The sequence below is a fragment of the Xenorhabdus doucetiae genome (genome assembly GCF_000968195.1).
Taxonomy (GTDB): Bacteria; Pseudomonadota; Gammaproteobacteria; order Enterobacterales; family Enterobacteriaceae; genus Xenorhabdus; species Xenorhabdus doucetiae.
In genome coordinates, this window is the sequence record NZ_FO704550.1 from 1,948,567 (window position 1) to 1,972,778 (window position 24,212).

General features: G+C 47.6%; 10 protein-coding genes and 1 pseudogene. 9 read left to right on the plus strand and 2 right to left on the minus strand.

Annotated elements, in window-relative coordinates:
• Window positions 1–68 precede the first annotated feature (68 nt).
• Window positions 69–7,682, minus strand: a pseudogene (locus XDD1_RS19920) (non-ribosomal peptide synthetase); the annotation flags it as partial.
• A gap of 957 nt (window positions 7,683–8,639) precedes the next feature.
• Here XDD1_RS19920 and XDD1_RS08845 point away from each other — a divergent pair.
• Window positions 8,640–8,972 carry a DMT family transporter gene (locus tag XDD1_RS08845; RefSeq protein ID WP_045973418.1) on the plus strand — a complete coding sequence of 111 codons (333 nt, stop codon included), beginning with the start codon at window positions 8,640–8,642 and terminating at the stop codon, window positions 8,970–8,972.
• Between the two features lie 136 nt (window positions 8,973–9,108).
• Complete coding sequence (locus XDD1_RS08850) at window positions 9,109–9,399, plus strand: putative hemolysin (protein ID WP_045970451.1); 291 nt, start codon at window positions 9,109–9,111, stop codon at window positions 9,397–9,399.
• A gap of 223 nt (window positions 9,400–9,622) precedes the next feature.
• On the opposite strand, the gene XDD1_RS08855 is transcribed toward XDD1_RS08850, so the two are convergent.
• A complete protein-coding gene (locus XDD1_RS08855) occupies window positions 9,623–10,522 on the minus strand; it encodes a LysR family transcriptional regulator (protein WP_045970452.1) in 900 nt (299 codons plus the stop codon).
• Window positions 10,523–10,640: 118 nt separating this feature from the next.
• On the opposite strand from XDD1_RS08855, the gene XDD1_RS08860 reads away from it, so the two are divergent.
• The 7 genes from XDD1_RS08860 to XDD1_RS08890 all read left to right on the plus strand — a co-directional run bounded on the left by XDD1_RS08860 (window position 10,641) and on the right by XDD1_RS08890 (window position 23,958).
• Window positions 10,641–11,813 (plus strand): MFS transporter, encoded by a 1,173-nt coding sequence (locus XDD1_RS08860; protein WP_045973419.1) that lies wholly within the window; start codon window positions 10,641–10,643, stop codon window positions 11,811–11,813.
• A gap of 170 nt (window positions 11,814–11,983) precedes the next feature.
• Entirely contained in the window at window positions 11,984–13,837 is a 1,854-nt protein-coding gene (locus XDD1_RS08865) for an AAA family ATPase (RefSeq protein WP_045970454.1), read from the plus strand.
• Complete coding sequence (locus XDD1_RS08870; RefSeq protein ID WP_045970456.1) at window positions 13,837–14,466, plus strand: 4Fe-4S single cluster domain-containing protein; 630 nt, start codon at window positions 13,837–13,839, stop codon at window positions 14,464–14,466. The genes XDD1_RS08865 and XDD1_RS08870 overlap by 1 nt, the downstream gene beginning before the upstream one ends.
• Window positions 14,467–14,487: 21 nt before the next feature.
• Window positions 14,488–20,589 carry an AAA domain-containing protein gene (locus XDD1_RS08875; RefSeq protein WP_052705671.1) on the plus strand — a complete coding sequence of 2,034 codons (6,102 nt, stop codon included), beginning with the start codon at window positions 14,488–14,490 and terminating at the stop codon, window positions 20,587–20,589.
• A gap of 176 nt (window positions 20,590–20,765) precedes the next feature.
• The gene (locus XDD1_RS08880) at window positions 20,766–21,803 is read left to right on the plus strand and encodes an IS630 family transposase (protein ID WP_045968390.1); all 1,038 of its coding nucleotides are present in this window, start codon (window positions 20,766–20,768) and stop codon (window positions 21,801–21,803) included.
• A gap of 137 nt (window positions 21,804–21,940) precedes the next feature.
• Window positions 21,941–23,278 carry a hypothetical protein gene (locus XDD1_RS08885; protein ID WP_045970458.1) on the plus strand — a complete coding sequence of 446 codons (1,338 nt, stop codon included), beginning with the start codon at window positions 21,941–21,943 and terminating at the stop codon, window positions 23,276–23,278.
• A gap of 179 nt (window positions 23,279–23,457) precedes the next feature.
• Window positions 23,458–23,958: a cupin domain-containing protein gene (locus tag XDD1_RS08890; protein WP_045970459.1), complete on the plus strand. Its 501-nt coding sequence runs from the start codon at window positions 23,458–23,460 to the stop codon at window positions 23,956–23,958.
• Window positions 23,959–24,212: the final 254 nt, after the last annotated feature.

Consider the following 24,212-nt stretch of genomic DNA (forward strand, 5'->3'; position numbering starts at 1 on the left):
AACTGTACCGGTGTGTTCCTTGTGCGCCGCCAGCGCGGCGATGGTTTTCGACTCAAACAGTTGCGTCAGTGACACTTCCATTGCCAGCGTCTGGCGAATGGCTGCTGTCAGCTTAATGGCGGTCAGGGAGTTGCCGCCCATACGGAAGAAATTATCTGCAATACCGACGCGCTCCAGCCCCAACACCTCCTGCCAGATGGCACATAACCGGGTTTCCAGCGCATTACGCGGCGCGACATAACTGTCCCGGTTTTCCCATACCGGTACCGGCAGGGCGCGGCGGTCTAGCTTGCCGTTAAGGGTTAACGGGATGGCGTCAATACGGGTAAAACCGGCGGGCAGCATATAGTCCGGCAGACGGGCAGAAAGGTGTGCAAGCAAGGTATCATCCGACACGGTTCCGTCCATAACCAGATAGGCGGCCAGTACCTGATTGCCCTGGTGCTCCCGGTCAATCACCACCGCCTGTCTGACCTGTGGATGTGAGGTCAGCGCGCTTTCGATTTCCCCCAATTCAATGCGGTAGCCGCGGATTTTAACCTGAAAATCATTGCGCCCCAGATATTCCAGCTCCCCGTCCGGTAACCGGCGCACCAAATCGCCGGTTTTGTACAATTTGGTATAACCCTTGGTTTTGTCTTCGTCACTGGCAAAGGGATTTTCGACAAAACGTTCGGCCGTCAGTTCAGGCCGGTTGAGATAGCCCCGTGCCACACCGGCACCGCCGATATATAACTCGCCTGCTGCCCCGATTGGAGACGGGTTGCCCTGTTCATCCAGAACATACAACCGAACATTATTGATTGCCCGGCCAATATTGCCGGCAATATCGCCGTGTTGATAGTGTTTTCCGGCCGCACACACGGTAATTTCGGTCGGGCCATACGCATTCACCACATCACTGTGCCGGCTGAAATAATCCAGAAAATCCAGGGAAGGCGATTCACCCGCCGTCACCAATAATTGCAGCGAGGGAAGTTCCGTGCCAACTAATAATTTCAGCAACACCGGCGGTAAGGTGGCGATTTCAATTTCTTCACGCTGAATGAGTTGCGCCACCGCCAAAGCGTCGCTGCGTTCAGCGTCACTGCACAGGTAACCCGTCAGGCCGTGCAATAAACTGAGAAACAGTTCGGAAACCGAGGCATCAAAAACATAAGCGGCAAACAGTAAGGCTTTATTTTTCTTTGTGATATCAAACAGTTCAGCCTGTGCCGCCACCAGATGGGTAACATTTCTGTGTTCAACCATCACACCCTTGGGCTGGCCGGTGGTGCCAGAGGTGTAGATGATATAGGCCAGATCAACCGGTTTATTGATTGATACTGGATTTTCCACCGGCTGATTTGCGGTGATGGCGGGGTTATCCGCGGCTAGCAATATCGGCGGTTCAACAAGCGCTTGGGCGTACTCCGTCAGCGTGGTGAGATGCCGCTGTTGAGTCACCACACAAGGCGCAGCGGTGTCAGCCAGCATAAACTGCACGCGCTCCGGGGGATATGTCGGGAAATCGGCACATAGGCGCCGCCGGCTTTTAGCACCGCCAGAATACTGATTACCATTTCCAGACTGCGGTCAAGGTACAGGGCGACTGGCGTATTGGCTTGCAGGGCGGGTTGACATTGTTCGCGGATAACGGCGGCCAATTGGTTTGCCCGTTGATTTAGCTGCCGGTAGGTCAGGGTTTCGCCCTCAAATACCAGTGCCACCTTATCCGGTGTCTTTTCAGACTGTGCCTCAAACTGTTGCGGCAAGGTTTTGTCCTGCGGATAGGGGGCATCGGTCTGGTTCCAGCCATGCAGCAGGGTATGGCGCTCTGCTTCACTGAGAAACTGAATGGATGTATGCGGTTGGTGGGGATTATCAGTCACGGCATGCAGAATACGCGCAAGCTGGTGAAGCAAGCGTTGTGCCTGTTGATCGGCCAGCCAGTCTTCACCATACCCCAATTTGATAGTCAGGCGGTTATCCTGCTCATAGGCCATCAGCGATAAGGGATAATCGGTTTTTTCGATGGCACGGCGGAATATCAGGGCATGTTCAATACTGTCCCCGTTTTCACTGACCGCCGGGACGGGGTAGTTTTCAAAGACAAACAGACTGTGGAATAACCGTTCCCCGTCGGCTTGCAGGCCGGCCAGTGAGACCGCACTGTGGCTGTTAAGGTCGGCGATCGCCTTTTGTATATCGTGTAACACACTCATCACACTGTCGGTTTTGTTCCACTGCACCATTAACGGCAAGGTATTGATATACAGACCGACGCTGGATTCAATCCCTGCCACCGGCACATCACGGCCGGAGACGGTGGTGCCGACAATCGTTTGTTTATCCCCGGTGTAACTGTGCAGTAATTTATGCCAGGCAAATTGCAGCACTACATTCAGGGTAACGCCCTGCATGCGGCACAGGTTCTTAAGTTGCTCATAAGTGTTGCCCTGTACGATAAGCGCTTGTTCGGCTGGCTTTTCGACGGCTTTTATCTGTGTTAAATCAACGCGATGAGTTAACAGAGGCGCAAGATCATTGGCGACCTGAAATTGGGCTTTGCGCTCTGCCCAATATCCCTCAGATTCTGCTTTGTGCGCCAGATAGTATTGCTGAGTGGCCAGATAAGCCTGTTCGGCGACGATCTGGGGCGCTTGTCCTTGCACCAGTGCGTTGTAATATTCGTGCACGGCCTGTAATAAAATCGGGCCACTCCAGCCGTCAGTAATCGTGTGGTGTTGCGTGATCAGTACCGTTAGCAGTTGTTCATGCTGCTTAATTAAAGTAAAGCGGGTTAATCCGGGTTGGCTTAAATCAAAGGGCAGGGTGCGGTCATGTTGCTGGATGGCATCAATCGCCTGATTGCGCGCGTGTTCGGGCAATTGGCTGATATCGTTGATCTGGAAATTATCCGCCCGGATACTGGCACCCGTTGTGACAATCTGTAAAATTTCGCCTTCCCAATCAAAGGCCGTTCTCAGGATCGGATAACGCAGTGAAGCCAGCGCCCAGGCTTGTTGGTAGGCGGCAAGATCAATAGGCGCGTGATAATCCAGCAGCAGTTGCACGCGGTAGGCATCATCCTGGGGTTGAGCCAGATGATGATAAATAAACCCTTGCTGTAAACTGGTGGCCGGATACAGGGCTTCTATTGGATAGCGTTGCTGTAAACGTTTTAAGCGTGCAATGGAAACGGCTTTAAATTCATAATCACTGGGGGTCTTCACGCCGCCCGATTGCGCCTGTTGCTGGCCGGCAGTGATCACCGTCTTGAGTGCCTGTTCAAAGGCGGTGATAAATATCTTTGTCTGGGCTGATGGCAAACGAGACAATACACTGAATTGCAGTTTTCCCGCCTGAACGGCGCCATTGATATCCAGCAATAAATGACTGCTATTCTCGCTGGCGATGACTGAACCACAACTGTCATCGGTCAATGCCCAGTCCTGATGGCGGGTTTGTCCGGCCTCACCCCCCAATTGGCCGAGGTAATTAAAACTGATGGCTGGCAAATCGTCGGGCAGGTATCCGGCCTGATATAAGGCACCGTAGCCAATCCCTCTATTGGGAATAGCCCGCAGCCTCTCTTTGGTGTGAATAATCGTCTGCGCAATATCGTCCTGCATGACCAGACGCACCGGATAGGCCGTAGTAAACCAGCCGACGGTTTCGGCGACATCCAGCGTATTGTCGATGGTTTCCCGCCCGTGCCCCTCAAGAATAATGTGGTTTACTGATCGGGAAAATGTTGTCTGCAATGCCAGAGTGAGGGCACTGAGCAGTAAGTCGTTAATTTCGGTGTGGTAACCTAAATTGGCTTCATGGAGCAGGATGTTTGTCCGTTCGGCAGATAAATTCAGTTGATGCAGATTGGCTTCTATCATGACCGGATAAGTCTCTTTTCCGGTCATGATGCCCTGCCAGTAGGGGATTTCGTCTTGATGTTGCACGGCGTAGCGGTGGACAGCCGCGACCCATTGCCGGTAACTACTGGTTTTCGCCGGCAGGGTTTCGCCCTGCAATAATCTGTGCATATCTTCCGCAATAATCCGCCACGATACCACGTCGATAATCAGGTGATGAAAGGCGAAGAATAGTCGGGCGCTGCCGTCGGCGTATCCGGTCAGGTGAGCGGCTTGCCATAAGGGGCCGTTACAGTAATCAAAGCCGCTTTGCCATTGGGTCAGTTGCCGGTGTAATTCTGTCTCTGTAAATTCACCGATATGACAGTGCCGTAATGCCGGCAACCAAGACGGCATTGCCGGCGGATAGCACTGACGGTAGCCGTTTTCGGTAGCGATAAAATGGGCACGTAACATATCATGCCGCTCGGTCAGGGCGATCAGGGCTTGCACAATATCTGCCCGTTTGCTGTCGCCGGGAAGTTGCAGCATAAAGGCCTGATTCCAGTGGTGCGGACACGGCAGGTTCTGGTTGAAGAAATCGTGCTGGATCGGTAATAAGCCAAATTCCCCGCTGAGTAATCCCTGCTCTGCCACCACGGTAGCCGTAGGGGCGGTTTGTGTCAGTCGTTGCGCCAGCCGCGCCACCGTAGGTGCTTCAAAAATCGTTTTGACTTGCAGGGAAAAGCCTGCCTGCCGCAGTTTGGAGACTAAGCGGATACTGACAATCGAATCGCCACCGATACGGAAAAAATTATCCTCAATACCGACCTGCCCTAATCCCAGAACCTCTTGCCAGAGCGCACATAATCGGGTTTCCAGCTCCGTGTGCGGTGCGATATAACTGTCCCGGTTTTCCCATACGGGATCGGGCAACGCATGGCGATCGAGCTTGCCGTTGGTGGTCAGGGGAACAGTATCAATACGGGTAAAGCTGGCGGGCAGCATATAGTCCGGCAGGCGAGTGGCAAGATGCGCTATCAGTGTGTCATTGGTCAGTGCGGCATCGGTGACCAGATAAGCAGCCAGTGCCTTATGGCCGGCATGCTCCCGGTCAATCACCACCGCCTGTTTCACCTGCGGGTGAGAAGACAGGGCGGTTTCAATTTCCCCCAGTTCAATGCGGTAACCGCGGATTTTGACCTGAAAATCATCGCGCCCCAGATATTCGAGGTTACCGTCCGGCCGCCAGCGCACCCGATCGCCGGTTTTATACAGGCGGGTGTAACCCTGAGCTTTGTCTTCGGCTGTGGCAAACGGGTTTTCCACAAAACGTTCGGCCGTCAATTCCGGGCGATTCCGATATCCCCGCGCCAGTCCGGCGCCGCCGATATACAATTCGCCGGGGGCACCCATCGGAGACAGTTTGCCCTCATGATTCAGGACATACAGGCGGGTATTATGGTGCGCTTTGCCAATGGGAATGCTGCCGTTAAATTCACCCACGACATCAAAGTGAGTGACATCATTGGTGGTTTCTGTCGGGCCATAGAGGTTAATTAACATGCCCGAACCCTGATTGATGGCGTTAAACGCGCTGACGTGGGACATCGTCAACGCCTCTCCGCCGCACAAAACATAACGGATAGTGCGGGGCAACGGTTGCCCTAAATCCCTTATGGTCTGGCAAAACGCCCCTAACATGGACGGAACAAATTGCACCACCGTCACGCCGGTTTTCTGTATCAGTTGATATAAGGTTTCGGGCTGTCTATGGATATCCGGTGAAGCCATCACGATACTGGCTCCCATCCAGTTGGCGGCCAGTAGCTCCCAGACGGAGGCGTCAAAAGTATAAGGGATTTGTTGCAGCACCTTATCTGATGCCGTTAATGGATATCGGGATTGCATCCAACACAGGTGATTGATGACGTTTTGATGGGTTAATTCAACGCCTTTGGGCTGTCCGGTCGTGCCAGAGGTGTAGATAATGTAGGCCAGATCCGTGCTTTTGTTTATCGGCAGCAAATTTTCCACGGATTGGTGTTGGGTGACTGTCCGGTCATCGATGGCTATCAGTGTTGGCGGGATGGGCAAAGTCTGGGTACATTCCGCCAGTGTCGTCAGATGCTGTTGCTGGGTCAGCAGGCACGGGCTGCCGGTATCTTCCAGAATAAATTGCACGCGCTCCGGCGGATATTCCGGCGAAACCGGCACATAAGCGCCGCCGGCTTTCAGTACCGCCAGAATACTGATCACCATCTCCAGACTGCGGTCAAGGTAGAGGGCGATGGGAGTATCCGCTTGCATCGGTGCATGGCGTTGTTGCTGACAGCGTTCACGTATGACAGCGGCAAGCTGGTTTGCCTGTTCGTTGAGCTGACGGTAGGTCAGGGTTTTCTCTTCGAATATCAATGCCACATGATGGGGAGTCGCCGCCGCCTGCATCTCAAACTGCTGCTGCAATATATTATCCTGCGGGTAGGGGACGTCGGTTTGGTTCCAGCGATGCAGCAGGGTGTGACGCTCTTGCGCTAATAAAATAGGTAATTCACTGACGGGTAAAGCAGGCATGTCAAGCAAAGCAGCAAATAAGTTCTGCAATCGCGCAAATATTCTGTTTATCTCTTGCCGGCTAAAATAGTCCCGTAAGTAATCTATCGTGATGATGAGCGCTTGATCATAGCCAAAGTCCTGCAATCGAAAAACAATAGGATCAGTATTCAATCCGCCATTGACATTATAATGCTGGGCTTGGTTGATTTCAGAGGCTGACTCTGAAAGCCTTTCATAGAAGATAAATATATTGGGTAAAGCCATGCCGTGGTTGTGAGCCATGCGAACCAAATGAGAATGAGGAAATTGGCTGTGGCGGTAACTCTCTTTTAGCGCTAATTCCATTCGGTGGATCTGTTCAATAACCCGGACGGTGTTGGCAACATGACAATGTACGGGATAGATATTTGCCTGCATGCCCACCACATGTTTCTCTAATTTTGTCTTTCTGCCATGCGTAATGGTATTAAAGGTTAATGCTTGTTGTCCTGTCAGCGCCGACATCATAATGATGACCAGACTGGAAAAGACGGAGAGAAGATTCGTTTTATTTTTTTTACAAAAAGCACGTAAATCGGCTTTCATTGACAGGGGTAATGCTAATGCCTCGCTCTCAGAACCCGTATTTTGGTAATAAGGTGTTAATTGATGTATATCGTTTTTTGTTAAAAAGTCGTACCAATAATTTTTATCTTTTTCGTAATGAAACGAGTTCAGGTATTCTTTTGCTCTCTCTATGGTGTCTAAATATTGCGGGATTTCTGCTAACCACGCGGTAGATGTTTTATTTTTCAGACAAACGTACAATTTATGGACATATTCATGGAGCCGGAATAAACCGACGCCATCAATCATAATATGGTGGAATTTAGTGAAGAAGTAATATTTTTCGCTAGTAATACGAATTAATGCGACTTGATATAGGATCTCATTGGGGAAATTAATGGGAATTTCTATCTGTTGCTGCATCCAGAGTTTGGCTTTTTCTTCAGGATCAGGCTGCATGGCAAAATCATGGAGCAGGACTAATTCCGGATCACGCTGATTCTGCATATATTGGATGGCTTCATTATCCGAATTAACCGATATGCGTAGCCTTAGCATATCAATATGCTGATGCAGTAACCGCCATGTTTGTTGCAGGGTGGCTATATCAATTTCACCTTCCATCAAGGTATACCAACCTAGGTTGTGCAATAGGGGATTTTCATGGAGGGTTTGTTCGTAAAATACATCCTCTTGAGCGGGATGAAGGTGATATAAGTTCGAATTTAACGAACCTTCAGGTATTCTCATAATAAATTATATGAATGCATTCCGTTTACAAGTTATTTGTAATGTATGATACAAATGAGTAGATTTAAGCACATTGCCTAACCTTAATGTATTTATGTTTTAGCGTTAACCTATTTCAGAGCGCTATATCTTATTTCTTACAATTTTTAATATTATTTTAATAGGTATTGGCATAATCTATCATGGCATCATTACAGCAGATCTCGCAACCTTTCAGCACCCTTCCTTATAAAAAATGGTTAATACTTAATCGGCTAATGGTTAAAGTTTTATTTCTGTTATATGATATATTCAAGTATACATCCTTATCACCTACCTGTTCCGATCAAATTATTTTTCCCAATAATCGTCATTATTTATTACTCGTTATCCAATGGTCATAGCTATGTGATCATAACGCTTTGAGCTTAAATAGTGATTATCATTTGAAACGAAGTCTATAATATTTTTTATTTAATAGGATTATGTTTTTTAAATTACCCATGAATACAAGGCGATATGGTTAAAATGCTTTGTGGTTATTTGTTGGTATTTAAATTGTTATTATGGTTTTTTATCTGGATAAATAACTTTCTATTCTTTTTTATATTAAAATGAATGATTTCTTTAAGTTATTTTGCCTAGGCGTTATTCATGGGTTTTATATTGTTTTTATTAATTATAAAAGTGGTTTGAATTTATTGGTAATGATGTTGAAGTATGTGGAGTGATTAATTTAAATAATTACTGGAAAGTGATTTTCTTTAAATATTGATGTTTGTCATTATTCCATTAAATGATTTTCTGTGAAATTTATCGCCCCGCGACGCAGGGAGATAATAAAGGTATCTTGAAGTACGACGAATATAAAGATAGATAAATACCTCATTTCTTTAAGGCATTGCATTTTAAGTTATGGTAAATTGGGCGGTTTTTTGGAAATTTGGTCTATCTTATCATTTGGGCTTGGTGAGCAATATGAATGTGTGGGGTTATTTGTTTATCGCGATTTTGTCTGAAGTGATAGCGACAACAATGTTAAAAACGGCTGATGGCTTCACCCGCTTAGTACCGTCTATTGTTGTCGTATTGGGATATTGCTTATCGTTTTGGGCGTTATCACAGGTTGTAAAAACGATGCCCTTGGGGATTGCTTACGCGGTTTGGTCTTGCCTTGGTATTGTTTTAGTTTCTATTGCAGGGATATTTTTATATCAACAAAAATTAGATTTACCGGCAATCATCGGTATTTTGCTTATTATTGCGGGTGTTTTGGTTATAAATTTACTTTCTAAAAGCGCAGGTCACTGATCTATACCTAAATCAATATTAAATAGCGTTTCAAAATGACAGGAGCCAATCTTGTCCCGCGCGTCACGCGGGACAAGATTGCAAACGCTCATTATTATGAAAATTCATTGAATCCGATAGTTAAACTGGAGACGATATGTTGTTAAAGCGAGGCATTGTCCTTGTCCACCTGTTGCTGGTGGGCACGATATTGGCGGGTTGCAGCGGGCATCAAACAAAGACTTCATCAAGCGGCCACAAACATTATCAATACTCTGATCTGGGTATTAACTTGAGCAAAGATGCCAGTGACAATTGCTCTGATGCCGGCGGTATTCCGGCATTAACCCAGCAATTGAATGGGCAGCAAGTTCCTGTTTGCCAACTGGCGAACGGCCGTCGCTGCAACGAACAGGCTTTGTTGGAAGGTGGGTGTACCTCTTTTTGATTCTTATGGCAGAAGCGCTGTTGTTCATAGGGCGGGTTACACCTGATTCGGGTGTAAATGCCAATGCGCTTCTGAGCCAAGGTGGTTTTTCCACAGAGATTGGTAAAGTGGGCATCGCTCCAATAATTCATCATGGGTACCGCTATCTACTTATGCCGTGAATCACACATTACCGAAAGAACATAATACAGCGGAAGATCAATAGACGTTTCGGTCATGCTGATTATGGGCGAATAATTCGCCGGCTATGCTGTTTGATAAAATCGATAAAGCAGCGTAATCGCGGGGATAGTGCCTGATTACGGTAATAAACGGCGTTGATAGGTTGCTTATGATCATCAGTGACTCCGGCCAGTATTTGGCGGAATTCACCACTTTCCCGCATCTCATAGGTCATAAAATCTGACAGGCAGGCAATACCAATGCCTTTTCGTACGAGATTGCACAGAATCTCACCACTACTGGCGGCTATCGTTGGCGTGATTTTCACCCCTTTTTTCTCACCTTGATACAGCGGCCATTCATTAAGCGATTCCGGCGAGGTGAAACCGAGTAAACAGTGTTGCTGTAGTTCATCCACGGTTTTCGGTTCACCAAAGCGTTGCAGGTAAATCGGGCTTGCCAGTATACGCAACTGGCTATAACCCAACAGAGTGGCATGCAGGGAAGAATCGGCCAAAGGCCCAATACGAAATGCAATATCCGTTCGCTTTTCCAATAAGTTGGTCACGCCTTCGTAATTGGTCAGCTCCAACGAAATTTGCGGGTAAATTTCATGAAATTGCCCGATAAGCGGGTTAATCACATGCAGGAGGAATGGGGTTGAGGCATCTACCCGTAATGTGCCGGAAGGAATGGTTTGACGGGTAAGCAGCAAATCTTCAGCTTCCTGCGTGAGTTTTACGATTTCCCGCGCTTTTTGTAAAAAAGCGGCCCCTTCTTCGCTGAGTTTCATCCGACGGGTTGTGCGGTAAAGCAGGGTACTTGCCATTTTTTCTTCCAGTCGTGAAAGTGCCCGGCTGGTTGCAGAAATAGTCAGGTCGAGCTGCTCTGCGGCCGCCGTTATTGAACCACAATCAACGACGGCAATAAAAACCTGTATTTCTTCAAGGGTGATTTTCATTTTTGCATTTTACTCAACTATTTTTTGTAAATTATCGGCTATTTCTGACAAGATCAACATGACAGAATCCGCCTCATTCGACAAACAGAACACCATTGTTAAAGAGGCAGAGGATCTTATGCGTTCAAATACCGCACTATTTTCGTTGTCGGTCGGCGCTTTCGCTATCGGAGCAACGGAATTTTCGCCGATGGGAATGTTACCGGATATTGCTTCCGGTTTGTCCGTTTCGATTCCTACCGCCGGTATATTGGTGATGACCTATGCACTGGGTGTGATGTTGGGTGCACCAATCATGACGTTATTACTGATTAAGCGCTCCCCCAAAACGGCGCTGATTTTCCTGATGAGCCTTTTCACCGTAGGAAATATACTTTCAGGGTTGGCAACCGATTTTACTTGCTTAATGATTGCGCGTTTTATTACCAGTTTAAACCACGGAGCATTTTTTGGTATCGGTGCACTGGTGGCGACACGGGTGGTGGAAAAAGGTAAAGAGGCCAGTGCCATTGCCTGTATGTTTATGGGGCTGACCATCGCCAATATTGGCGGTGTACCGTCAGTGACCTGGCTTTCGCAGATGATCGGCTGGCGTGAAGCCTTTCTGCTGATCAGTGCATTGGGCATCATTACCATGATTGCATTATGGCTGACGCTTCCCCGAAATATGCCGGGGCAACCTTTGCATCTCAAAAAAGAGTTACGGGTATTAGGCAGACCCAAGGTATTGATTGCCTTATTGAGTACGGTTCTGGGTGCCAGCGCGATGTTTACGCTTTATACCTATATCGCGCCGCTGATGATGACGATTGCAAATACTTCGCCGGCACAAATCAGTATCATGCTGGTATGCGTCGGACTGGGATTTACATTGGGTAATTATCTTGGCGGAATATGGGCGAATCGTTCGGTCTCCATGACACTTTTCGGCTTATTCACCCTGTTGGCTGTCAGTATGATGTTGCTTCCGTTTATCGGGACTAACAATATCAGTGGCGGCATCATGTTAGTGATCTGGGGGATCGCCAGTTTCGGTGTGGTTCCTCCGCTACAGGTCAAAGTGATGCAGGTTGCTTCTGAAGCCCAGGCGTTGGCCTCCTCGATTAATGTGGGGGCGTTTAATCTGGGCAATGCCATAGGCGCAGGATTGGGAGCCAGTGTGCTGTCACTGGGATTCGGGTATCCTGCGGTCAGTTACGCCGGTGGGATTGCGGCATTATCCGGTCTGCTATTATTACTTGCTACCCAAAAACGGGGAGCAGCGAATGCGGTTTGCCGGGAAGATATCTGACAAGTAAAAGTATTTTGCTATATGTGACGTGCCAAACCAGACTGTTTGACAAGATAAATTTCTTAAATTATTACCCGTTGAATCACGAATCTGCTGTTTTTTCTGCTTTATTTTTATCTGAATACGATAAACTGATTCATTATTTTTATAAGATAAGAAGAGAGAGCGTCATGGAGAATACTTTCCAGAAAGCGCGCTGGTTACGGGATTTACAACGTTTTTTACCGCTGAAAAGTCAGTTCGTTCTGTCCGGTAATGTCAGGGATTTGCAGGCGTATGAAATTGCGCCGGAGGTGACTACACCACTGGCATTAAATCAGGTGCTGCAAAATACGTTATTTGATGCGGGATACGCGCATATCATGACGTTTAATCCGCTTTCAGGATTTACTTTAATCAATCATCCATCCCAGCCAGAAGGGCAAGGGCAGGCATTATTACAACGGCTGGGGCTGTCGATGAATACTCATCGTATTCCCGGCGGTATCGATCTGTTAAATAGCGTATTGGAGAAGTGGGTAGAATACCCGAATGAACCGGTCGCATTGTGTGTGGATTTTGCTTCCTGCCTGATCTCCCAGCGTGAAAATCTCTCTGCGATTGAACATCATCTGTTTACCCGTGCCTTGATTATTTCTCATCAGGCAAAAGCCCGTCCGGCAGGGGCACAACGCCAGCCATTTTTTAATACCATTTTCTGGATAGTCGAAAAAGAGACTGATTTACCCGACTGGTTTCTGATTAATAATCCCCGAATCCGTCACATTCCGGTTGCTAAACCTGACGGACAGATGCGCCGGGGACTGGCTCCAACCTTATTGCGTTCGCTGCCGGACTTTGGACAGGGGACGAATGAGGAACATATTGCTTTACTGAATGATTTTATTGATGAAACCGAAGGGCTGTTATTGCTCGATTTAACCGCTATCGTACAGCTTGCCCGTCTTGAGAATGTCCCGGTCACGCGTATCAGTGATGCGGTCAGGCGTTATAAAGTCGGTATTACAGAAGATCCGTGGCAAAAGATTGATAAGAATAAAATCCGCCATGCCTATGACATCATACAACGGCGTGTGAAAGGGCAGCATCATGCGGTCACACATTTGCTGGATATTATTAAACGGGCGGTAACGGGTGTCGGCAGCAATAAAGGTGGGCGTCCGCGTGGTATCCTGTTTCTTGCTGGGCCTACCGGGGTCGGTAAAACCGAGCTGGCAAAAACCGTGACTCAATTGTTGTTTGGTGATGAAAGTGCTTATATCCGCTTTGATATGTCGGAATTCAGTGCTGAACATGCTGATCAACGTCTTATCGGTGCACCGCCCGGCTATGTGGGCTATAACACCGGCGGTGAACTGACTAACGCTATCCGTGAAAAGCCGTTCAGCGTTGTGTTGTTTGATGAAATTGAAAAAGCCCACCCGCAATTGATGGATAAGTTTTTGCAGATTATTGATGATGGCGTGTTGACGTCCGGCCGCGGGGATCGGGTCTATTTTTCAGAATCGTTGATTATTTTTACTTCGAACCTGGGGATTTATCGACTGAATAATGACGGAGAACGGGTCGCTAATGTCACACCCCATGAGCCGTTTGAAACTGTACAACAGAATGTAAAACGGGAAATTGAACGTCACTTCAAGCTGGTACTGAACCGTCCGGAATTACTCAACCGTATCGGCGAAAATATCATTGTATTTGATTTTATCCGGCCGGATGTGGCAGAGCAGATTTTCAGCCAGATGGTGGATAATATTCTACGCGGGCTGGAAAAGCAGGCGCTAACCATCACAATAGCAGACAAGGCGATGGCCACCCTCAAATCTTGTTGCCTTGCGGATTTATCCAACGGCGGACGCGGTATCCGCAATCAGCTCGAAATTCATCTTATCAACCCGTTATCACGGGCGGTCTTCGATCAGAATGCCCAGCCAAATGATGCTTTTTGTATCACCCATATCGCATTAGGCGAAACAGGTGAAATGACAACCGTGCAACTGATGCTGATCACGGAGTCCATCTGATGGAGATCAGTCTGTCACGCCTGCATTTTCCCGTGACCGCCCTGGGGCCGGGAAAGCGCATTGGGATCTGGACACAAGGGTGCCGTATTCGCTGTAAGGGATGTATGTCACCTGACACATGGCGGCCGACCCAACAACGCATTGCTGTCAAGACTCTGATAGCACAGCTCACATTATGGCTGACAGAAGCAGACGGTATCACCATTTCCGGTGGTGAGCCTTTTGATCAGCCGGACGCACTTTATACTTTGTTAAAAACGTTACGTGATCACTTTTCCGGCGACATTCTGGTTTTCAGTGGATACGAATACAGTACGTTAAAACCCATGTTACAGACAATGGATGGACTGATTGATGCCTTAGTGTCCGGCCCCTATCAGCAGGATGCGACACAGAACTTGCGCTTACGCGGCAGTGACAATCAGGAACTTCATCTTTTGACTCCGTTGGGCAGGCAACGTTATCACACCTATCATTTGCTGCGGGATAAAACGGACAGAGTTTTGGATTTCGCTTTGGATGCGCAAGGCCGGGTATTTATGGCCGGTATTCCGGAAAAAGGCGATATGGAGCAGTTCAGAACTTTGCTTATGCAAGAAGATCACCAGATAGCACAAATTAAAAAATAGAATAACAAGTACAGGTATGTCATGGCTATGATGCGTTTTTGCCCCCATTGTCAGACCGAGCGGCCACTGACCGAAATTTTCTGTGAAGGTCATATCGGCACACAGCCGTGCGGATGGGATTTATCTGCCGAACCTATTCATGAATCAGGCCGGCGTCCGCAACAGCCGGCCAGCACACCAACGGTAGAATTTGTTGATGCAGAGCTTCAGGAGCATATCTATGCTTGTGTAAACGGTCACCCAATGGAAGAAGGTGATCTTATGTGTCTGCAATGTGGTGCGGATGCTGCCGAATTCTCTGCGGAAAACCCGGCTGGGCAGGACACAATACCTTCACCGGCAGAACCGATAGCTATCGGAGAGTGGCTGTTGGGTGAACGGATCAATAACAGTGATAGTCCGCGTGAGCGCTACAATGTGACCCATCGGGAAACCCGCCGGCAGGGGGTTTTAACACTTTATCCGTTGGGTGAAGAGCCTGATCAGTCTGTTTATAATGTGTTCCGGCTTTTACCGCAAAATCATGTGCCGGCGTTGCTGGACACAGGCCGTCAACACGGCAGACCGTGGCATGTGGCAGAGCATATTCCCGGTGGTTCGTTAGAGGCATTTATTATTCAGGGCGACTATTGGCAACCGGAAGAGATCCCTCAGCTTATCCGGGAAATGGGTCAGGCACTGGCTGCTTTTGCTGAGCATGGTTTACGTCATCGCGCCCTGCGGCCTTCCCACCTTTTGATCCGTCAGCGCTCACCACTGGACATTGTGATCATCGAATTTGGTTCTGCCTGTCTGTCGGAATTCGACCTTGATATCGTCTCACCGCTGGATATCAGCCGTTACAGTGCACCAGAAACCTTAGCCGGCGGAGTTTCCGCTGCTTCTGACTGGTGGAGTCTGGGGATTATTCTGCTTGAACAGTTCACCCGTGGCCGCTGCTTTGAACAGATTCATACCCATGCATTTCTGATTCAGATAATGACTCATGGTGTCACCATTCCGGATGATTTGGATGACAATATCCGCATTCTGCTGCGTGGATTATTAACCCGTGACAGAAAATTGCGTTGGCAGTGGCCGGAAGTATCAGCATGGCTGGAAGGGAAACCTGTCGCGGTGCCGGAAGAGATAAATCCGCAACAGCCACAGCACGGGCTAAAGCTTACTCTGGCCGGGCAGGTCTATAGCCAACCGGCACTGTTTGCGCTGAAAGCCGCAGAAACCGCGCAATGGGATGAAGCCTTGTCCTTATTATTACGCGGAGAACTTTTCTCATGGCTTGCCGGAATGAGCCATTATGAATCAATCCACCCGCAATTACGCCTTTTTGCTGATACTCCAGAGCTTGATGACAATCTGCGCCTGATGATGACTTTAAAGGTGCTGAATCCGGATATGCCGTTTATTTATCGCGGTGAGATCATCACACCTTCCTGGCTATTAGAACATGCAGATATCAGTTACCGTCTGATTAATGATCCGTTGGCGCAATTATTGCAGAAAATCGATACCAAACACTGGCTGGTGCAGCTTTATCATCGTCAGCAGCGGACTCGCAGTCGGGCAGAGGCGCTGGAAATCGCCCTTGATGAAAAGATACTGAAAATCTATTTGCTGATTACTTCTCATAGCCAGCTTATTGTCCGCTGGCAGGCGCATCATCAGTTATTTCCCGATACACACCACAGTGGCTTACGGACACTGATTGACAGGCAGAATTTACAGGACGAAGACCTTATTCTATTGTTGGGTGCAGATATCGGGCAGTTTATTGCACGCCAGACATTACTGGATCAGGCCGGTAAACTGGCAAGACATTATCGTATCAGCACATTTGACAGCAAGCAGGCAGAAGCGTTATTGCAGTTGCCCCGTCTGACGCTATATCAGCAACTAACAGAGCGGATCGGTGATTTTTGCCGATGCGGGATCGCTGATATTGATGAATGGGCAGAACAGTTTTTACTGACACGACGCCTGCCGCTTGAACAGGTTATCGTCATGTTGGCGATTGCCGCGGAACAATGGGTCGTACCGGAAAAGCAGCGCTATATTCAGCAGGTCATGCAGTTTTTTACCCGCAAAATTACCGCAAATACGCAGCGGGGGTCTTTAGTTCGTATGCGTCTGACCCCATCAGCCGGTCGGGTTGATCTGATTGAACTGGATGGTGTTCAAAAAAATGATGTTCAGAAAAATAGTGCTCAGAAAAATAGTGGACGGAAAAGCGCGCAGGATCTGTTACAGCATTTAATTAACCGCTCTAAAAATGCGATTGCCATTGATAGCCAGACCTTATTGTTGACGCCCAAAGTCAACGATCGGCTACGAGTGTTACAGGCACAAACCGAGTTATATCAGCGTGATACCGGTATAAACGGTCTGTATCTGGGATTTCCGTTCCTGCTTATTCATACCCAACCGTCACAGATGAAGCCCCGCATCGCGCCGCTGTTTCTCTGGCCGGTTAATCTGGTGATGAATGCCGGGCTGCGAGGGGTTGCCCGCTTGCAGTTTGATAATGAACGTGGAGCCATAAGACTTAATCCGGCACTGGCCAGCCTGAACGGTATTCCGCCGATCAAAGAGTGGCAGGCGATTTTGGATCAGCTTCTCGGACAGGCCGGACTGACGGTCGATAGTGTGATGGAGAAGCTCTCCGCTGTTATGCCGGTGACGGCCACACAGTTATCCGCATTACCCTCCGATGCGGAAATCGAAGAAAATAGCTCATCGTTGTATTGTTCTGCCGTACTTTTCCACACGTCATTTATCGGGCAAGCTATTGGCAACGATTTGCAACAAATCGCGGGCTTGCCGATTGCAAATACGGCACTGGAGAAAGCCTTGGGATTGTCGGAGTCCGAAACGTCAAAGCCTGTTCCGTTAAAAACCGAAGAACGTTATTTTGTTAATGCGACAGATCCTTCTCAGGAAACGGTGGTGGCCGCCGCCCGGCAAAACCGGGGATTGCTGATTGAAGGCCCGCCGGGAACCGGTAAAAGCCAGACCATTGTTAATCTGATTGCGGATACCATCGGGCAGCAGAAAACCGCACTGGTGATTTGTCAGAAACCAGCCGCACTGGAAGTGGTGTATAAGCGCTTGGTAGCCTGTGGCCTGATCAATCGTATTGTGCTTGTGCATCAAGCGCAGAAAGGGCGCGATATTATTCAGTCGGTACGCTCACAGATTGATGAACTGTTTCTGCGTGAGAAAAATGGTGTCCAGACGATAAACTGGGGACACAAGCGCAATATTGCCGCCCGGCGCATGGGCAAATATGAGACGCAACTGGATAACTATTACAACGGGTTATATCAGTATCATGAAGCGGCAGGGTGCTCTTATCGTCAACTGATGGCCTCCCTGATTGCATTGCGTGATAATTCGGAAGTCTGTCTTGATTTACCGCAATTATTGTCGCTGTTCTGTTCATCGGATGCAGTGGAAGCAACCGGAATCATTGAGGATATCGTGCAGGTTGCACCTGTATGGCTGGCTGCCGATTATGAAAATAGCCCGCTTTCACAACTGCGCTTTTTTCCTGCGGATGACGACAGTTGTCAGCAGTTTAAGCGAGATTTTACCGGATTTATGCAGGTGGAGGCAGCACGGGAACAGACCCTGACACTGCCTGATACACAAATTACCATTGAAACACTGACTCACCATCAGGCCGCTTTGGCTGCCTGTAAAACGGCATTTGCTGCATTATCTCCGCTGACATGGCAACAATTTGCCCGCTGGTTGCCGTTGTTCTGCAATGAAAAAGGGCAACAGCCACGTGGTCAGCAGATGATCAGCCAACTGGCAGCCCTGATTGCGCGGTTACAGCAGGTAGATATTTCGTTGTGTGATCCGCGTTTATTTCATCTTCTGGCAAAGTGTGAAAATCCGATACTGGCACAATTGTCACTGGCATTAAAAGAAAAGCAACAGGCATCATTCTGGTTTTATCTGAATCCGTTTTATTACGCCCGTCAACGCCAACTTAACGCTTTTTTTGCTACGCATGGGATCAACCATCATCCGGCACAGTACGCCGCATTTTCTCACTCAATCCGTGCCGAACAGACATGGCGCCTGATCCGTAATGAATTGAATCAGTTACATCAGCAACTTGAAATAGAGGCATGTTTTGAACCTGATGCCTTTTTATTACTTCAAGCGTTGGAAAATACGACAGATAACCTTCGAAGGATTGCTGATCTGGCACAGCTTGTGGTTAATTATCCGCAGCCAGCTCATTTATTAAGCGCGATAAGTGACGGGCAACAGGTCGGTTTTTTTCAGCAGTGCCTTGAAATCGAGACCGCGATAACGCGCGCTCAGGCACAAGAAAAGAGCCGTACCGCACTCAATGCGTTGATTCCGTATCTGACCAGTCAGACACAACAACGTTTTGCTGAAGCGATTACACATCAGACGTCGCTTAACCACGATCTTGCCGTTATAGCCGCCGCATTTCCGACGTTAAAACCTTATCTGCAATTCAGTGCACTTTCTGAAAATTTCGATGAGGCGCATTGGACGATCTTGGCGCAATTGCGCCCTTATGCAGACGAATTTTCCCGGTTGAGCGACACCGTATTGCGTCAAACCATCAAAAAGACACTGCAACACTATTATTACCTGTCTTTGAGCGCATTGTTTGAGCGTCAGTTTCCTGCGCTATCCACCGGGCAGGACACATTGGATCACCATGTTCAACAACTGGAACACACACTGGCGGATTTGCAGGCACTGAACCGTGAAGCCTTTAACAAAGGATTAGAGTACCCGCAAATCAGCCCAAGAAGGGTATGGGAAGAGATTACCCGTTTAACAGGAAAACGCGCCAGAAGGTTACGGGAATTTATCGAAGAGGGGAAAGCGCTCGGTCTGATGCACCTGCGTCCGGTATGGCTGATGACCCCGGATGTCGCCAGTCAGGTTTTACCGCTTAAAGCCGGTTTCTTTGATACGGTCATTTATGACGAAGCCTCTCAGATGCCGATAGAATATGCCTTACCGACGCTGTATCGCGGTAAGCGGATGATTGTCAGCGGTGACGAGAAACAGATGCCGCCGTCCAGTTTCTTTGCGGGTTCAGTCAACGATTTATTCAACAACGATGAGGATGACGACGAAGAAAACGATTCACCGGAACAGCAACAGGAAAATCCACAAAATCAGTGGAATTACCGCCAAATTGGCGAGTGCCCTGATTTGTTGCATCTGGCACGGGCGGTGTTACCCGTTTATACGCTCGATATTCACTATCGTTCTGTTTACCGTGATCTGATTAATTTCTCAAACCATGCATTTTACGAAAAACGCCTGAATATCCCGGCACAACATTCAGAAAAAGTACTCAATAAGATAAAACCGTTGTCACTGGAGAGGATCAATGGAACGTACATCAATCAAACTAATCCTGATGAGGCGGAAGCTATCGTAACACGCTTGGCTGAAATCTGGCTGGAACCGTTTGAAAACCGCCCCTCTGTCGGCATCGTGACGTTTAACCAGAAACAAACACAGCTAATCCAACATCTGCTGATTGAACGTACTGAAACAGATACGAATTTCCATCAGGCTTATATGCAGGAAACACAGCGGCGGGAGCAGGGTGAGGATATGTCGTTGTTTGTAAAAAACGTTGAAAACGTACAGGGTGATGAACGGGATGTTATTTTATTCTCCACCACGTTCGGACGTAACAAGCAGGGGGCTTTTCGGCGTCATTTCGGCGTGTTAGGACAGACCGGCGGAGAGCGGCGGCTTAATGTCGCCATTACCCGTGCCAGAAAACAGGTGGTTATCTTCTCATCCATGCCATTGGATGAAATATCTGACTTGCTTTCAACCTATCGCAAACCTGACATTCCGCGTGATTTTTTACAAGGGTATCTCACCTTTGCTCATAACCTGACAACCGGACAAAACGAACATAATCAGGCGCTGCTTAACAGAATGTGCCGCACAGATACCGGCCAGCATGACAGCAACCGAACCCATGATGGTTTTGTGCAATCTGTGGTGAATTTTGTGCAGCAATTTGAGCAACAATTTGAGCAACAACAGGGATGGCAGATAGCCGATAGCCGAAGTACAGCAGGCCGGGGTTTTCTATTTTGATTGCATTATTGAAGATAAACGCAGTGGGCGATATCTCATCGGGCTGGAATGTGATATGCCGCACCATCCGTTGTTACAGCAGGCAAGGGCGCGGGAAATATGGCGCTCATCCGTGTTATACCAATCGCCATTGAAGATGCTTGATTTCTTATCCAAACCCGATCATGCTTGCAATCATGAAAATTCATCTGACACCAGAACAAAAACGTGCCCTCGAATTGATGCATGATACCACTCGTGATAGTCGAGTCTGTGATCGCATCAAGGCCGTGCTTTTGGCGTCAGAGGGCTGGACAGCTCAGATGATTGCTCAGGCCTTACGTATTCATGAAACTACGGTAAGCCGTCACCTAAAAGATTTCATCGCGCAGGAAAAACTCACCCCCGAAAATGGCGGTTCTGAAAGCCATCTCTCTGCCAAACAAACCGCCGATCTGGTTGATTATTTGACGGCAAATTTGCTGCATACGACCGCTCAAATTGTGGATTATGTACGAGCTCGTTGGCAGGTGTCTTTCAGCGTGGGAGGCATGACGAAATGGCTTCACCGACAAGGTTTCAGCTACAAAAAGCCAAAGGGCGTTCCTCATAAATTCGATGCGGATAAGCAGCAACAATTTATTGATGACTACCAGTCTCTGAAAGACCGGGCAGGTCAGAATGAACCTATCCTATTTATTGATGCGGTGCATCCTTCGCAGTCCACAAAGCTCAGCTATGGTTGGATGAAAGCGGGGAAAAATCAGGTAAAAGTGGTCGAAACCACCGGCAGTCGTACCCGTCTCAATCTTCTGGGCGCCCTCAATTTACAACGAATTGAAGACACCGTGATCCGTGAATACCCGAGTATCAATGCCGAAAATATCGCGTATTTTTTCGGCGCTATTAGAGAAACTTACCCACTTTCGCAAAAAATTCATATTATTCTGGATGGGGCGGGTTACCACCGGGCAGAATTGGTGAAAGAGGTGGCATATGTCCTTAATATTGAACTGCATTACCTACCGCCTTACAGCCCAAACCTCAATCCAATAGAGCGATTGTGGAAGTATATGAATGAGCAAGTACGTAACAATGTTTATTTTCCGGATGCGAAGACATTCCGTGAAACCCTTCGTCACTTTTTTCATGTCACTTTGCCAGAAAAAGCGAAAGAACTCACGACTAGACTGACTGACAACTTTCAGATTTTAAAACCTGCATCTTCAAGTTAGATTGGTATAAAACAGGTGGTTCCGGCTCGTCATCGGGTTTCTGTTACGGAATGGTTTCATCAGCCGGATATTGCACAACAGAAGTTGGTTTCAGCGATTACACAAGCCTTCTTAACCCATAATCGATAGGAATTATTATGAGTTCATCCCTACATACGGTCAGGATCAGAGAACAATACTTGATGACATGCCGACGTGCACATGCCAGATTAAAGCCGCTTTATCAGCGCTGGCAGCATATCAGTCAGCAGCTTGCCAATACGGATGAGGCCAGAAATCAGTTGTTCTCACAGCAATTTCAGGCATTAAACACGCGTCTGGAACAGGAGGCTGTTTCTATGTTACCCGGTAATAAAATCTCATCCGGCAAAATAGAAACTCTGCAACGCCATATTGAGAAATTTACGCAGGATATTCAAGCAGAGACAGCCCTGTTACAGGCTGAATTACTGGAAAAACAGACTGAAGAAGCACGAAAACGCCATCATCGCAGCAAAAATCTGACATTCTTAAGCGGGCTTCTTGAAGGCAAGTTAGCAGACAATCATCCGTTGAATGCGGCATTAGCATTGGCGGCTAAAACGCCATCCCACCTGACAGAAGAGCAATCGGCATTATTATCTTCATTGCTGGCTGAACAAAGTGCGGATCTGCAACGAGACTGGCAGGTACCCACAACGCCTGATCCGAAAACGGCCGTTCAGTTCGGGCAGATAGAAGCCATGATCATCAAACTGGGAATTCTTGATAACCAGCGCGATCTCTCGCCATTTCAGGCACAATATCAAACGGTTTTATCGCTAAAAGATGAGATACAAAGGCAGCTTAGAGCCGATTCGCTGATTTTTGCGCTGTCAGCGCAAATTCATCAGGAACAGCGTTTGCAGGATCTTCGTACTCAGTTGGCGGTAGCAATCGCGGAGTTGGAGAGTTTGGATGATAAAGAGGCAATTACCCTCGCTCGTGAAGCTGACAGCGCGGCGCAGCAAAGCTCGCTTTCCGAGGTAACAGACCATCTGGAACGGGTTAATGAGGCGATTTTCCGGATAGAACGACGTATTATCGCGGCTGAACGCCGCAATGTTGTGTTGGAAGGTTTACGTGAGTTAGGTTATCAGGTGAACGAAAATGCGGTTAATGCGTGGCTGACTGACGGGCAGGTGGTCGTTTCTCATCCATCAACGCCGGATTATGGTTTAGAGCTGGGTACCGGTGGTGAAGAAAGTGCGCGTTTTCAGGCCAGAACTGTGGCATTTTCAGAAGAAAGAGATACCCGCCGTGATAAAGATATTGATGCTATCTGGTGCCATCAACACCATCAGTTGCAGGAAAATTTGGCAAAATCCGGTGCGGAACTGACGATTGATAAAGCATTACCTCCCGGCAGCGGCAAAATGAAAGTCAGGGAACAAACCGATGCTGCCCGGCAGCAACGTGTGGTAAGCCATAATAAGGTGCAGATGCATAAGGGGTAAGGGTGGTGACAGATGGCGTGAGCTGGGAATTATCTCAGGTGGTTATGGATAAGCTAATATTATGTATTTAGGATTGCAATCACAGACCTTCCTATAAGGAGCTTAAAACGCTGTTGCCACATGTATATATAACTTTATGAATGTAAACCAATCTATGCTAAGCAACTAGAGAAATAACAATGATAGACGAGAAGCCAAAGTATGATTTTACAATCAAAAATATAAATGAAATTGAATTGGATAATTTTGAACGTTCTCCACTTTATGCATCTCGTGGGGGATCTCTGACAGAGGGTACTCTGGCTTGTAAGCTTGGTGCTTCTGTTGATTGTGTCCCCGCTGGAAAACGCGCAGTACCGTATCATTTCCATCATTCACAGGAGGAGATGTTCATTATTATCAGTGGATCTGGAACACTCCGTATCGCTGATAACATGATCCCTATCAAAGAAGGGGATGTTATTTGCATACCTGCGGGAGAGCAATACCCACACCAAATTATCAATACGTCCGATGGATTATTACGTTATCTTTCTATAAGTACGATGGAAAGTCCTGAAATATGTGAATATCCTGATTCAAACAAATACTTAGCCAAATCGAATATAAATGGGGTTGATAAATTTAGTGTTATAAATTTTCTGAGCAAGGATGTTGATTATTGGGAAAACGAACCATAGTTGCAGGCTAAGTAACCCCAGAAAAAACACAAAGGTCACAGGTTGTTTTCTCAACGAGTATTACTGATAAAACAGCCTCATTAATCAAACCGTATAATAGTTAGTGCGGCGATTTAGCGCATTATGACGCTGAAATTAATCGCTAACGGTATCCAACCGAAAAATTCATCACCAATAATCCATTTGCAACAGTGCAATAATACGAACATATAAAATCCTCGATCCTACTCACAGATTCAAACTTTTTTCCTGAT

Excerpts from the sequence above, each read along its gene's own strand:
- XDD1_RS08885 (WP_045970458.1), top strand. The coding sequence starts at position 21,941 with ATGAGTTCATCCCTACATACGGTCAGGATCAGAGAACAATACTTGATG.
- XDD1_RS08850 (WP_045970451.1), top strand. The coding sequence starts at position 9,109 with ATGTTGTTAAAGCGAGGCATTGTCCTTGTCCACCTGTTGCTGGTGGGC.
- XDD1_RS08890 (WP_045970459.1), top strand. The coding sequence starts at position 23,458 with ATGATAGACGAGAAGCCAAAGTATGATTTTACAATCAAAAATATAAAT.
- XDD1_RS08845 (WP_045973418.1), top strand. The coding sequence starts at position 8,640 with ATGAATGTGTGGGGTTATTTGTTTATCGCGATTTTGTCTGAAGTGATA.
- XDD1_RS08860 (WP_045973419.1), top strand. The coding sequence starts at position 10,641 with ATGCGTTCAAATACCGCACTATTTTCGTTGTCGGTCGGCGCTTTCGCT.
- XDD1_RS08870 (WP_045970456.1), top strand. The coding sequence starts at position 13,837 with ATGGAGATCAGTCTGTCACGCCTGCATTTTCCCGTGACCGCCCTGGGG.
- XDD1_RS08880 (WP_045968390.1), top strand. The coding sequence starts at position 20,766 with ATGAAAATTCATCTGACACCAGAACAAAAACGTGCCCTCGAATTGATG.
- XDD1_RS08865 (WP_045970454.1), top strand. The coding sequence starts at position 11,984 with ATGGAGAATACTTTCCAGAAAGCGCGCTGGTTACGGGATTTACAACGT.
- XDD1_RS08855 (WP_045970452.1), bottom strand. The coding sequence starts at position 10,522 with ATGAAAATCACCCTTGAAGAAATACAGGTTTTTATTGCCGTCGTTGAT.
- XDD1_RS08875 (WP_052705671.1), top strand. The coding sequence starts at position 14,488 with ATGGCTATGATGCGTTTTTGCCCCCATTGTCAGACCGAGCGGCCACTG.